This is a genomic window from Micromonospora tulbaghiae (assembly GCF_900091605.1).
Classification (GTDB): Bacteria; Actinomycetota; Actinomycetes; order Mycobacteriales; family Micromonosporaceae; genus Micromonospora; species Micromonospora tulbaghiae.
In genome coordinates this window covers 695,437-707,903 of record NZ_FMCQ01000003.1, presented here as the reverse complement: position 1 = coordinate 707,903, position 12,467 = coordinate 695,437, and the positions used below count along the sequence as shown (strand labels likewise).

Annotated in this window: 14 protein-coding genes; 6 read left to right on the top strand and 8 right to left on the bottom strand. The window is 73.4% G+C overall.

The features are described from left to right. Positions 1–61: 61 nt before the first annotated feature. Positions 62–883, bottom strand: coding sequence for an inositol monophosphatase family protein (locus GA0070562_RS12245; protein ID WP_091419956.1), 822 nt, complete (start codon positions 881–883; stop codon positions 62–64). Between the two features lie 286 nt (positions 884–1,169). On the opposite strand from GA0070562_RS12245, the gene GA0070562_RS12240 reads away from it, so the two are divergent. Beyond that, positions 1,170–2,771 carry an RNA polymerase sigma factor gene (locus GA0070562_RS12240; protein WP_091420265.1) on the top strand — a complete coding sequence of 534 codons (1,602 nt, stop codon included), beginning with the start codon at positions 1,170–1,172 and terminating at the stop codon, positions 2,769–2,771. A gap of 244 nt (positions 2,772–3,015) precedes the next feature. Next, a complete protein-coding gene (locus tag GA0070562_RS12235) occupies positions 3,016–3,249 on the top strand; it encodes a DUF7455 domain-containing protein (RefSeq protein WP_013284786.1) in 234 nt (77 codons plus the stop codon). A gap of 105 nt (positions 3,250–3,354) precedes the next feature. On the opposite strand, the gene GA0070562_RS12230 is transcribed toward GA0070562_RS12235, so the two are convergent. The 3 genes from GA0070562_RS12230 to GA0070562_RS12220 form a co-directional block, all read right to left on the bottom strand. Next, complete coding sequence (locus GA0070562_RS12230) at positions 3,355–5,088, bottom strand: DEAD/DEAH box helicase (protein WP_091420262.1); 1,734 nt, start codon at positions 5,086–5,088, stop codon at positions 3,355–3,357. A gap of 179 nt (positions 5,089–5,267) precedes the next feature. Next, positions 5,268–5,918 carry a trimeric intracellular cation channel family protein gene (locus GA0070562_RS12225; RefSeq protein ID WP_091419953.1) on the bottom strand — a complete coding sequence of 217 codons (651 nt, stop codon included), beginning with the start codon at positions 5,916–5,918 and terminating at the stop codon, positions 5,268–5,270. 40 nt (positions 5,919–5,958) lie between these two features. Further along, positions 5,959–6,177 carry a DUF3039 domain-containing protein gene (locus tag GA0070562_RS12220; protein WP_091419950.1) on the bottom strand — a complete coding sequence of 73 codons (219 nt, stop codon included), beginning with the start codon at positions 6,175–6,177 and terminating at the stop codon, positions 5,959–5,961. 88 nt (positions 6,178–6,265) lie between these two features. Between GA0070562_RS12220 and GA0070562_RS12215 the strand changes: the two genes are divergently transcribed. Both GA0070562_RS12215 and GA0070562_RS12210 read left to right on the top strand, forming a co-directional pair. Beyond that, entirely contained in the window at positions 6,266–7,192 is a 927-nt protein-coding gene (locus GA0070562_RS12215) for a pseudouridine-5'-phosphate glycosidase (RefSeq protein ID WP_091419948.1), read from the top strand. Then, entirely contained in the window at positions 7,189–8,085 is an 897-nt protein-coding gene (locus tag GA0070562_RS12210; protein WP_091419946.1) for a carbohydrate kinase family protein, read from the top strand. Before GA0070562_RS12215 ends, GA0070562_RS12210 begins: the two co-directional genes overlap by 4 nt. Positions 8,086–8,124: 39 nt before the next feature. On the opposite strand, the gene GA0070562_RS12205 is transcribed toward GA0070562_RS12210, so the two are convergent. Further along, positions 8,125–8,481, bottom strand: coding sequence for a DUF3099 domain-containing protein (locus tag GA0070562_RS12205; RefSeq protein ID WP_013284780.1), 357 nt, complete (start codon positions 8,479–8,481; stop codon positions 8,125–8,127). Positions 8,482–8,586: 105 nt separating this feature from the next. On the opposite strand from GA0070562_RS12205, the gene GA0070562_RS12200 reads away from it, so the two are divergent. Together GA0070562_RS12200 and GA0070562_RS12195 are read left to right on the top strand one after the other, a co-directional pair. Further along, positions 8,587–8,898: a hypothetical protein gene (locus GA0070562_RS12200; protein ID WP_216932656.1), complete on the top strand. Its 312-nt coding sequence runs from the start codon at positions 8,587–8,589 to the stop codon at positions 8,896–8,898. Continuing rightward, positions 8,888–9,199: a hypothetical protein gene (locus tag GA0070562_RS12195; protein ID WP_013284778.1), complete on the top strand. Its 312-nt coding sequence runs from the start codon at positions 8,888–8,890 to the stop codon at positions 9,197–9,199. Before GA0070562_RS12200 ends, GA0070562_RS12195 begins: the two co-directional genes overlap by 11 nt. Before the next feature lie 21 nt (positions 9,200–9,220). Here GA0070562_RS12195 and GA0070562_RS12190 read toward each other — a convergent pair whose 3' ends face one another. The 3 genes from GA0070562_RS12190 to GA0070562_RS12180 all read right to left on the bottom strand — a co-directional run bounded on the left by GA0070562_RS12190 (position 9,221) and on the right by GA0070562_RS12180 (position 12,449). After that, on the bottom strand, positions 9,221–10,453 hold the full coding sequence (locus tag GA0070562_RS12190; protein ID WP_091419941.1) for a low temperature requirement protein A: 1,233 nt from the start codon (positions 10,451–10,453) through the stop codon (positions 9,221–9,223). A gap of 72 nt (positions 10,454–10,525) precedes the next feature. Then, positions 10,526–11,110, bottom strand: coding sequence for an HhH-GPD-type base excision DNA repair protein (locus GA0070562_RS12185; protein ID WP_091419938.1), 585 nt, complete (start codon positions 11,108–11,110; stop codon positions 10,526–10,528). Between the two features lie 118 nt (positions 11,111–11,228). Next, complete coding sequence (locus tag GA0070562_RS12180; RefSeq protein WP_091419936.1) at positions 11,229–12,449, bottom strand: S8 family peptidase; 1,221 nt, start codon at positions 12,447–12,449, stop codon at positions 11,229–11,231. Between the last annotated feature and the right edge of the window lie 18 nt (positions 12,450–12,467).

The window sequence follows — 12,467 nt, the reverse complement described above, 5'->3', positions numbered from 1 at the left end:
GCGACGACGGCACAGGGCGGTCTCCCTCCGGGGAGGCCGCCCTGTCGCGTGTGCGGCGCCGTCACGGCCCTCCGGAGGCGTCCAGGTCGACCAGCCGGTCGTGCAGCGGCCCGTGCAGTGCCGGCGGCGCGGCGAGCACCAGGTCCGGGCCGGGCGGGCGGCCGGACAGGCCGGTCACCAGCAGCCCGGCCTCGCGGGCGACCAGCCCGCCGGCGGCCAGGTCCCAGTCGGCCAGACCCTTCTCGTAGTACGCGTCCACCCGCCCCTCGGCAGCCAGACAGAGGTCGAGCGCGGCGGCGCCCATCCGGCGGATGTCCCGGATGTGCGGGATCAGCTCGGTCACCACCCGCGCCTGGTGGGCCCGGCGGCCGGCGTCGTAGCCGAACCCGGTGGCGACGAGCGCCTGCCCGAGGTCGGTCGCGGTGGAGCCGTGCAGCCGCTGCCCGTCGCGCCAGGCGCCGCCGCCCAGCGTCGCGGTCCACTCCTCGCCGGTGACGACGTTGCGGACCACCCCGGCGACCACCTCACCGGCCACCTCGGCGGCCAGCGAGACGGCGCAGTACGGCAGTCCGTACAGGTAGTTCACGGTCCCGTCGATCGGGTCGAGGATCCAGCGCACGCCGTCGGGGTCGGCGGGCCCGCTCTCGCCCGCGCCGTACTCCTCGCCCAGCACCGCGTCGCCGGGCCGCCGCTGCCGCAGCGCGGCGACCACCTGCCGCTCCACCGCCCGGTCGGCGGCGGTGACCACGTCGGTGACCGTGCTCTTGGTCGCGGCCACCGAGACGCCCTCGACCCGCATCCGGTGCGCGGTGGCGGCGGCCTCCCGGGCCACGTCGACAGCGATCGTGAGCAACTCCCGCGCCGTGGGCGTCGAGGTGATCATGTCTCTCCCCTTCCGGCACGATCGGGAGCGGCCGTCTCGTGCGCGGGTATCATCCTTACAAAGTCCACATCTGCGCCGAATCTGCGGTCCCGGACCGCAGGTCCGCCGTGCGGCGCGGGATGATCGCGGCAGACGGCGTTACAATTCACCCTGCCCACGCGCCACGGACCGCCAGCGACCGGACGGCCCGGGACACGGGGGTCCTCAACGACTCGCCCGGCGCGGCCGTCCCATGCTGCGCCGGACGACCCGGCCGTGCTCGCTCTTTCGCCTCCGGAAGGTCTTCGTGACAGATCCCCGCCAGACCGGCGCCGACGTTCGCTCGCTCACCGACACCCTGATCGCCCACGCGCAGAGCGCCGGCGGCCAGCTCACGTCGGCCCAGCTCGCGCGCACCGTCGAGTCCGCTGAGGTGACCCCGGCCCAGGCCAAGAAGATCCTCCGCGCGCTCTCCGAGGCGGGCGTGACGGTGGTGGTGGACGGCTCGGCGAGCACCCGCCGCCGCGTCGCCGCCGCCCGGTCCGCCACCCCCGCCTCCCGCGCCACCACCGCCAAGACCACCAAGAAGGCCGCCGCGCCCGCCCCGAAGCAGGCGCCCGCCGCCGACGAGTCGCCCGCCCCGGCCCCCCGGAAGGCGACCGCGCGCAAGGCCACCACCGCCGACGTGGCCAAGGCCGCGGCCCCGGCGAAGGCCACGAAGGCGACCCGCGCCACCAAGGCCACGGTGGCGGCGAAGACCGCCGCGGCCAAGCCGGCCAAGGCCGGCGGCAAGGCCGAGGGCCCCGACGGTGAGATCGACCCGGAGGAGCTGGCCGCCGCGATCGAGGACGTGGTGGTCGAGGAGCCGGCCGAGCTGACCCGGGCCGCCGAGGCCGACGCGGCCAGTTCCGCCACCGACAACGACTTCGAGTGGGACGACGAGGAGTCCGAGGCGCTCAAGCAGGCGCGCCGGGACGCCGAGCTGACCGCCTCCGCCGACTCCGTGCGGGCGTACCTGAAGCAGATCGGCAAGGTGCCGCTGCTCAACGCCGAGCAGGAGGTCGAGCTGGCCAAGCGGATCGAGGCCGGCCTGTACGCCGCCGAGCGGCTGCGCGCCGCCGACGAGGGCGAGGAGAAGCTGGTCCGCGACCTCCAGCGCGACCTGATGTGGATCTCCCGGGACGGCGAGCGGGCCAAGAACCACCTGCTGGAGGCCAACCTTCGCCTGGTGGTCTCGCTGGCCAAGCGCTACACCGGTCGCGGCATGGCCTTCCTCGACCTCATCCAGGAAGGCAACCTCGGCCTCATCCGCGCCGTCGAGAAGTTCGACTACACCAAGGGCTACAAGTTCTCCACCTACGCCACCTGGTGGATCCGCCAGGCCATCACCCGCGCCATGGCCGACCAGGCCCGCACCATCCGCATCCCCGTGCACATGGTCGAGGTGATCAACAAGCTCGGCCGGATCCAGCGCGAGCTGCTCCAGGACCTGGGCCGCGAGCCCACCCCGGAGGAGCTGGCCAAGGAGATGGACATCACACCGGAGAAGGTGCTGGAGATCCAGCAGTACGCCCGGGAGCCCATCTCGCTCGACCAGACCATCGGCGACGAGGGTGACAGCCAGCTCGGCGACTTCATCGAGGACTCCGAGGCGGTCGTCGCGGTCGACGCGGTGTCGTTCTCGCTGCTCCAGGACCAGCTCCAGCAGGTCCTCCAGACGCTGTCCGAGCGTGAGGCGGGCGTGGTGCGGCTACGTTTCGGCCTCACCGACGGCCAGCCGCGCACCCTGGACGAGATCGGCCAGGTGTACGGCGTGACCCGGGAACGCATCCGGCAGATCGAATCCAAGACCATGTCCAAGTTGCGGCACCCCTCGCGTTCCCAGGTGCTCCGCGACTACCTGGACTGACCGCGCACGTCAACAAATCGTGCCGGTTTGATCACCAGCCGTACAACACTCTTTGGTGATCGGTCGGTTGCCTGTTTGTGATCGTTGACGTGGCACCCTTGGTGCACGGCACACTGTCCTCCACGCCAGGTGTGACCTCGGTCCCCCGCGGGCACACAGGGAAGGCAGGGCCCGAGATGGGTGTTGCACGATAGGTGAGCAACCGAAGAGAGTGTTCATCGGTGACGACCAGAGGAGGAAGGCGATGACCCCGACCCTCACGCCGCCGCCCGAGACGGTGAGCCCCCCGGCCGCCGATGAACGGTGCGACCGCTGCAATGCTGCCGGCAAGCTCCGGATCACTCTGGCGGGTGGGAGCGAGCTGGTGTTCTGTGGGCACCACGCGAACAAGTACGCGGAGGATCTCGTGAAGATCACCGTGCGCTACGCGTCGGACCCGGAGTTCAGCTGGCGTGGCGCCGATCTGATGGCGAACTGAGGTCCGACAGGAAGTCCATAACCCGACATGACCGGCCGGAGGCACCCGCAAGGGGAGCCTCCGGCCGGTTTTTCGTGCCCGGTCGACCCGTGCCCAGCCGGACCGTCAGAGGGTCTGCACGGTGGCGATGCGCTCCTCGAGCTGCTCGATCGTGGCCTGCGCGCTGGGCGGGCCGCCGCAGATCCGGCGCAGTTCGGCGTGGATCTTGCCGTGCGGCTGGCCGGTGTGGTGGTGCCGGGCGGCCACCAGGGCGTTCAGCTGCCGCCGTAGCGCCACCCGGCGCTGGGCGGCACTCATCGGTGGGGGCGCCGCCGCCGGGGCCGCAGCGGCCGGCTCAGCGGTCCGCTGGGCGGCCCGGCGCTTCTGCGCGGCGAGCTGTTCGGCCTGCCGCTTGGTGAGCAGCAGCGAGACCTGGTCGGCGGTGAGCAACCCGGGCAGGCCGAGGTACTCCTCCTCCTCCGGCGTACCGGCCTGGGCGGCGGTGCCGAACGACGCGCCGTCGAAGATCACCTGGTCCAGCTCGGCGGTCGCGGAGAGGGCGGCGAAACGCTTCTCCAGCTCCCCGCTCGCGCCGTCGTCGCGCTGGGCGCGCTCCAGCAGGTCGTCGTCGAAGCCCTCGCGGTCCTTCGGCTTGCCGAGCACGTGGTCCCGCTCGGCCTCCATCTCGCTGGCGAGCCCGAGCAGGTGCGGCACGCTGGGCAGGAACACCGACGCGGTCTCGCCGGCCCGGCGGGCCCGGACGAACCGGCCGATCGCCTGCGCGAAGTACAGCGGGGTGCTGGCACTCGTCGCGTACACGCCGACTGCCAGCCGGGGGATGTCGACGCCCTCGGACACCATCCGCACCGCGACCAGCCACCGTTGCTGCGAGGCGGCGAACGTCGCGATCCGCGCGGACGCGCCCTGGTCGTCGGAGAGCACCACGGCGGCCTTCTCACCGGTCACCTGCTCCAGCAGCTTCGCGTACGAGCGGGCCACCTGCTGATCGCTGGCGATGACCAGGCCGCCCGCGTCAGGCATGCCGTTGGCGCGCAGCACGCTGAGCCGGGCGTCGGCGGCGCGCAGCACCTGCGGCATCCAGTCGCCGGCCGGGTCCAGCGCGGTACGCCACGCCTGGGCGATCAGGTCCTGCGTCATCGGCTCGCCGAGGCGGGCGGCCAGTTCCTCCCCGGCGTTGGTGCGCCACCGGGTCTCCCCCGAGTACGCCAGGAACAGCACCGGGCGGACCACGCCCTCGCGCAGCGCGTCGGAGTAGCCGTAGACCGAGTCGGCGCGGGAGCGCAGCAGCCCGTCGCCTCCGCGCTCGTAGCTGACGAACGGGATCGGGTTGTCGTCGGAGCGGAACGGCGTGCCGGTGAGCATCAGCCGGCGTACCGCGGGCTCGAACGCCGCCTTCACACCGTCGCCCCAGGTGCGCGAGTCACCGGCGTGGTGGATCTCGTCGAGGATGACCAGCGTGCGGCGGGTCATGGTGCGCCGCCGGTGCACCTGCGGCGCCATGCCGACCTGGGCGTAGGTGACCACCGCGCCGTGGAAGTCGGCGGCGGAGTGCAGGTCGGCGTTGCGGAACGCGGCGTCGAGCTGGATGCCGACCCGGGCGGCGGCCTGCGCCCACTGGGTCTTCAGGTGCTCGGTCGGCGCGACCACGGTGACCGCCTCGACGGTGCCGTCGGCGAGCAGCTCGGCGGCGATGCGCAGCGCGAACGTGGTCTTACCGGCGCCGGGCGTGGCGACCGCTGTGAAGTCATCGGTGCGGCGGCGCAGGTATTCCACGAGCGCCTTGCGTTGCCAGGCGCGCAGGGGCGGGAACGTGTCGAGCGTCGGCATCCGCGGTGGCACGCGTAGCTCCTCTCCGCCGCGGACGGCGGCGGGCCCGACCGGGGCCACGGGAGCCGCCGCCCATGAAAACGCCCTCGCGCATCCGGTGCCGCGAAGGCGGACTCAGCATAACCAGCGCGGGCCGTACGCCCCACTCGACGCCACGCCTGTCACATCCGCCCACCCCGGCGTGCGGCGGGTCAGGCCAGTGGTCCCCGGGTGCCGGTGCGCGGCGGCCGCAGCGTCGCCACCGGCGCGGACCAGCGCCGGCGCAGCGCGATCAGGCGCAGCCCGAACACGAGCAGGACGGCGGCGGTGAGCGGCACGGCGGTCGCCTGCCCGCACGCCGACAGCAGCGCCACCGTTACCGCCCCGGCGAGCGCGGCGAGGGCGTAGATCTCCCGGCGCAGCACCACCGGGATCTCGCCGGTGAGCAGGTCACGGCCCAGCCCGCCGCCGATCGCGGTGAGCATGCCGATCATGCAGGCGCCGACCGGCGGCACGGCGGCGTCGAGGGCCTTGAGCGTGCCGGTGACCGTGAACAGGCCGAGGCCGGCGGCGTCCAGCACCAGCACCGTGGTGCGCAGCCGGGCGAGCTGGGGGTGCAGCCAGAACACGGCGGCGGCGGTGAGGGAGGCGGTGGCGGCGTAGCGCCAGTCGGCGAACGCCAGCGGGGGAACCTCGTCGATCGCCAGGTCGCGGAAGATGCCGCCGCCGAGTGCGGCGACCATGCCGACGAAGACGACCCCGAACAGGTCGAGCCGTTTCGCCACCGCCGCGGAGGCGCCGGAGGCGGCGAAGACCGCCACGCCGGTGAGGTCGGCGAGGAGGAGGGCGGTGGAGGTGGTCACCGCCGCAGGTTACGTGCGCGGGCCGCGGAGCCGCCCGGGATCACTCGCGGTACGAGTCGTAGATCTCCTTGCACTTCGGGCAGACCGGGGAACCAGGCTTGGCCGCCTTGGTGACCGGGAACGTCTCGCCGCAGAGCGCGACCACGTAGGTGCCCATCACGGCACTCTCGGCGATCTTCTCCTTGCGGACGTAGTGGAACATCTCCGGACCAGTGTCCGCGTCCTTCAGCTCGGGACGCTCGAGAATCTCTGTACTCACGACTACACCTCCGGCGTTCCAGTTTTGCAGGTCGGTCCGCCCCGGTCCACCTGGGCCCCGGCAGGATGCGGCCCGTACGGTAACCGACGTGACCAAATTTCACATCAGTCTCGGTAGTGAGGTGGCCGACGCCCTGCGGGACGGCCGCCCGGTCGTGGCGTTGGAGAGCACGATCGTCTCGCACGGGCTGCCCCGGCCGGACAACCTGCGCGTGGCGCGCGAGATCGAGCAGGCGGTACGGGACGCGGGGGCGGTGCCGGCCACCGTCGGCATGGTCGCCGGTGAGCTGCGGGTCGGGCTGGACGACGCCCAGCTCACCCGGCTCGCCACCGTCGACGGCGTGAGCAAGCTCTCGGTCCGCGACCTGGCCCCGGCTGCGGCGACAGGCGCGGACGGCGCCACCACGGTCGCGGCCACGAGCGCGGTCGCGGCGGCGGCCGGGATCGGCGTGTTCGCCACCGGCGGGCTCGGCGGCGTGCACCGCGAGGCGGCGCAGACGTTCGACGAGTCGGCCGACCTGGTCACGCTGGCCCGGACGCCGATCGCTGTGGTCTGCGCCGGGGTGAAGTCGATCCTCGACGTGGGCGCCACGCTGGAGCGGCTGGAGACGCTCGGGGTGGGCGTGGTCGGCTACCGCACCCGCCGCTTCCCCGGCTTCTACCTCACCGACGCGGGCTTCGACCTGGACTGGTCGGTCGAGTCCCCGGAGCAGGTGGCCGACGTGCTGGCCGCGCGCACGGCGCACGGCGTGCACCACGGCGGGCTGGTGGTGGCCAACCCGCTGCCCGCCGACGAGCAGCTCGACCCGGCGCTGCACGACCGCACGCTCACCGAAGGACTGGCGGCGCTGGCCCGCGAGGGGATCACCGGCAAGGCCGTCACCCCGTTCCTGCTGTCGCACTTCCACGCCGCGACCGAGGGCGCGAGCCTGGCCGTGAACGTCCGGATCATCCTGCGCAACGCCGACCTCGCGGCCCGGATCGCGGTCGCCGCGGCGACCCCTCGCACCCCGTGAGCGCGACGCCGCGCATCGTCGTCGTCGGCGACGTGATCACCGACGTGCTCGCGGTGCTCTCCGGACCGCTCGCGACCGGCTCGGACACCGCGGCCGGGATCCGGTTCAGCGGCGGCGGGCAGGCGGCGAACACCGCCGCCTGGCTCGCCGGGCAGGGCGCGGCGGTGACGCTCGTCGCCGCCGTCGGCGACGACGAGACCGGCCGGGAGCGGGTGGCCGAGCTGACCCGGATCGGTGTCGACTGCGCGGTCGAGCGGCACGAGGGCTACCCGACCGGCACCGTCATCGTGCTCGCCCACGACGGGGAGCGCACGATGATCAGCCAGCGGGGCGCGAACCTGCGGCTGACCGCCGGGCACGTGGACGCGGCGCTGACCGCCGCGCCCGACGCCGGGCATCTGCACCTGTCCGCGTACACCCTGTTGGACGTCGGGTCGCGCGGCGCCGGCCTGCGCGCGCTGGCCACGGCCCGCGAGCGCGGGCTGACCGTCAGCGTCGACGCGGCGTCCGCGGCGCCGCTGCGGCGCGTCGGCGGGGCGTTCCTGACCTGGGTACGCGACGTCGACCTGCTGCTTGTCAACACGGACGAGGCGACGGTGCTGGCCGGCGGGCTGGACCCGGCGGCGCAGGCGCGGGCGCTGACAGCGGTGGCGCACCGCGTGGTGGTCAAGCGCGGCGCGGCTGGCGCGGTGTGGGTGGAGCGCGGCGGTGTGGTGGAGTTCGCGCCCGCGCCAGGGGTGGACGTGGTGGACGTGACCGGCGCCGGGGACGCGTTCGCGGCCGGGCTGCTCACCGCGTGGCTGGCCGGCGCCGACCCGCGTGCCGCGCTGGCCCGGGCCGGTGACCTGGGCGCGCTCGCCGTGACGACCGTGGGCGCCCGTCCGGCTCCCTGACGCCGGCGGCCGGTCCGGGCGGCGCTCCGCCCGGGCCGGTCAGGGCTCGGCGTCGATGATCTTGTGCGGGTTCTCCTCGGCGGTGAGGGCCGTGGGCGCGGGCTCCTCGCGGCGCCGGTTCTGGAACCGGTTCGCCAGGCGGTGCTCCTCCTTGGGCGGCCGGTCGTTCGCCAGCAGCACCGCCAGCCAGGGCACGAGCACCATGCCGAGCGCGCACAGCGGCAGCCAGAGCCAGAGCAGCGGGGCCTTCGCGCCGACCAGGATCGCGCCGGCCACCAGACACGCGACCCGGATGGCCATCATCAGCACGTAACGCTTCTGTCGGCTGTTGAGCTGGTCGTCCTGGCTGCGCGGGGCGTCGGTGATCAGTATCGGCTGGTACGCCTGACGCTTCACCACGGACCTCCTACGAGGGGATAGGGCCATCCTGTCACTCCGGACGGATGATCGGCGAAAATCGTGACAGGCGGGTGCGTGTTACGTGCGTGGTACGCTTCGCCCGTGGCCAACCGGTTCAGCTTCACCGACGAGGCGCTGGCGAACCTGCGGGTCTACGACGTCACACCCGGGGAAGTCTGGGAGGCCCTGCACAGCAACCGCCGGGTCATCCGCCACCTCGGGGACGACGTCATGGTGGTCTACGCCACCGACCACCGCGGCCGGCGGCTCGCCGTGCTGCTGGCCGAGGCCGACGGCACCGACAACGACTGGGACATCCTCTCCGCCCGCGAACTGAGCGACGTCGAGGCCAAGCGCTACGACGAGGCGGTGCGGAACTCACGCCGACGAGGAGGCGGTCACGATGCACCGTGACGAGGCGACCAAGCGGTTCCACGCCGGAGGCGACGCGTTCGCCGACCTGATCGACGACACGTCACCGGCGCAGCTGCCCACCCCCGACACCGACGTGCCGATGGTCAGCCGGTCGGTCCGGCTCCCGCTGGAGACGTACGAGCGGGTCCGCGCCGCCGCCGACGCGCGCGGCATCGGGGTGACCACGCTGATGCGGCAGTGGATCGAGGCCGGCCTGGCCGACCTGGACGACTCCGCCACCGTCTCGCTGGCCGACGTACGCCGCGCGCTGGCGTCGCTGTCCCGCCCGACCGCCGCCTGACCGCTCACGCCGCCTGACCGCTCACGCCTCCGGGCCGGCCTCGCCGAGCGTCTCCCGCCCGATCGGCGAGGCGGAGGGCTCCGGCGGCCGGTGCCAGGCCCGGCGGGCGTCGGCGAACGCGACGAGCGCCAGCACGAGGGCCACCGCGCCGAGCGCGAACATCGCCGGCACGGCCGCCAGCACGGGCAGGAGCAGCACCAGGACCAGCAGCCCGGCCAGCCGGGGGCGGGACACCCGGCCGAAGATCTCGTACTCGAACCGGGACCGGGCGGCCAGGAACAGCGCCGGGCCACCCACCACGAAGACCAGCCAGCTCGGCCGGGCCGTGTCGTACGGGTGGGCGATGACCAGCTCGTAGCCGACAGCGGCGCTGAGCACGCCGAGCACCATGAACAGATGGGTCTGCGCCGCCGACTCGGCCAGCCGTCCCGGCGTGCCGGCCATCCGCAGCGCCTCCGCCAGCAGGTGACCGGCCCGGTAGAAGTAGATGCGCCAGAGCAACGCCGTGATCACGAACGAGATGGCGAACGCCACCGCCGCGTCGCCGGAGAACTCCTTCCCGCTGTAGGTCACGCCGATCACCAGGATCGACTCGCCGAGCGCGATGAGGAAGATCTGCTGGTAGCGCTCGGCGAGGTGCTCCCCGGCGACGAGCCACTGCCGGATGGGCGACGCCCCGATCCACGGCAGCGGCCAGCCCAGCAAGGTGCCGAGGTGGTCCACCGCCAGCGCGGCGACCCACAGCGCCAGGCGGGGACCGGGCAGCAGCGCGCCGGCGATCCACAGCGGGGCGCTGGCCACCGCCCAGGCGGCCAGCCGCACCGGGACCAGACGCCGCGGGTGGCCGCGCAACGCCGCCGCGATCAGCAGCGGCCGGCCGACCATCACCACCACGTACGCGAGCGCGAACGGCAGCGCCCGCTCCTCCAGGGCACGGGGCAGCGTCACGCCCAGCACCAGGCTGCCGAACATGGTGCCGACCACGACGACCTGGATGACGGCGCGCTCCGGCTCGTAGCGGCTGGTGACCCAGGTGGTGATCGTCCAGACCTGCCAGAGCACCAGGAACAGCAGCAGGGTCTTGCCCACGTCGGCGGCCACCGCGCCGGCGGAGCCGTCGATGCCGTTGATCAGGCGCTGCGAGACCCGGGTCAGCGCGAACACGAAGACCAGGTCGAAAAAGAGCTCCAGGAAGGTGGCCCGCCCGGGACTGGACGCGGTACGCAGCAGCGCCCCGCCCCGCTGCTCGGTCATCGTCCGCCCCCGTCCCCCGTCCTGGCAACAAACGACAGCGGCGGCGGGCCGGTTGCGGCGGCGCGCGGCGGATCAGCCCTTCGCGGCCTTCGCCTCCGCCTTCATCCGCTGCTTGAACTCGCGTACCCGGCGCAGCGACTCCGGATCGGTCACGTCCGCGACCGACCGGTGGGCGTCCGCGTCGCCGTAGTCACCGGCCGCCTCGCGCCAGCCGTCCGGGGTGATCCCGAACCGCTTGCCGAGCAGCGCGACGAAGATCTGCGCCTTCTGCCGGCCGAACCCGGGCAGCTCGCCCACCCGGCGCAGCAGTTCCCGGCCGTCGGTCACGTCGGACCAGAGCCGGGCCGGGTCGCCGTCGTAACGCTCGACGAGCGCCCGGCACACCTCCTGCACGCGGGCCGCCATCGCCTTGGGGAAGCGGTGCAGCGCGGGCGGCCGGGCGAAGATCTCCACGAGCGCCTCCGGGTCGTACCCGGCCAGTTCCGCGGCGTCCGGCTCGTGGCCGAGCCGCTGCGCCAGCACGTGCGGGGAGGAGAACGCCTTCTCCATCGGCACCTGCTGGTCCAGCACCATGCCGAGGAGCAGGGCCAGCGGGCTGCGCGCCAGCAATTCGTTCGCCTGCGGGTCGATGGGCAGGGAGAGCGTCATGAGGACCATAGTGCCGTCCCGCCCGGCGGTCGCGGGCGCCGGCTCCCCGACGACGTGCCGCGGCCCGGCGAACCTCTGCGAGGTCCACCGGGCCGCGGCCCACGGTGTGGTCAGGTCACCCGTGTCGTCAGTTGACGACGAAGAGCAGCCGGTTCGGCGAGCCCGAGCCCGGGCTGGTCACCTTGCCGGTGGTGGCGTTGCTGGTCAGGTAGCTGGCCACCTGAGCCGGGGTGTAGGAGGTGTTCGCGGACAGCACGAGCGCCGCCGCGCCGGCCACGTGCGGGGACGCCATCGAGGTGCCGCTGATCGAGTTGGTGGCGGTGTCGCTGGTCCGCCACGCCGAGGTGATCGACGAGCCCGGGGCGAAGATGTCCACGCAGGAGCCGTAGTTCGAGTAGGAGGCACGGGCGTCGGTGCTGGTGGTGGCACCCACAGTGATCGCCGAGGCGACCCGGGCCGGCGACGAGTTGCACGCGTTGGCGCTGGAGTTGCCGGCCGCGAGCGCGTACGTGATGCCGGAGTTGATCGAGTTGGCCACCGCGTTGTCCAGCGTGGTGCTGGCGCCGCCGCCGAGGCTCATGTTCGCCACGGCCGGCTTCACCGCGTTCGAGGTGACCCAGTTGACGCCGCTGATCACGCCGGCGGTGGTGCCGCTGCCGGAGCAGTTGAGCACCTTGACGGCCACCAGGCGCACGCTCTTGGCCACGCCGTACTTGGTGCCGCCGACGGTGCCGGCGACGTGCGTGCCGTGGCCGTTGCAGTCGGTGTTGTTGGTGTCGACCGTGTTGGTGCCCCAGGTGGCCCGGCCGCCGAAGTCGCTGTGCGTGGTGCGGATGCCCGTGTCGATGATGTAGGCGCGCACGTTGCTGGCGGTGTTCGGGTAGGTGTAGGTGCTGTTCAGCGGCAGGTTGCGCTGGTCGATCCGGTCGAGGCCCCAGGTGGCGCCGGTCTGGGTGCCCTGGGTGGTCATGACGCGGTCCTGCTCGACGTACTTGACGGCCGGGTCGGCGGCGAGCCGGCGGGCCTGGGCGGGCGTCATCTTCGCGCTGTAGCCGGTGAGAGCGGAGCTCCACACCGTGCCGACGTTGCCGCCGTAGCGCTTGGCCAGGCCGGCGGCCCGGTCCGGCACGGCGGTACGGGCGGCGAGGGTGTTCGCGGTGCCGACCGCGTCGCCCTTGAGCACGACCACGTAGCTGCCGCTGACGGCGTCGGCGGCGCCGGCGTACCGGATCTCCCCGGTGGGCGCGGCGAGAGCGGGCGTGGAGGCGGCGGCGGCGAAGGCCGCGGCGGCGGCCGTGACGGCGAGCGCACGCAGCGCGCGCCGCCGGGGAAGGGACACGTCGGGCATCGTCTGGCTCCCTACCGG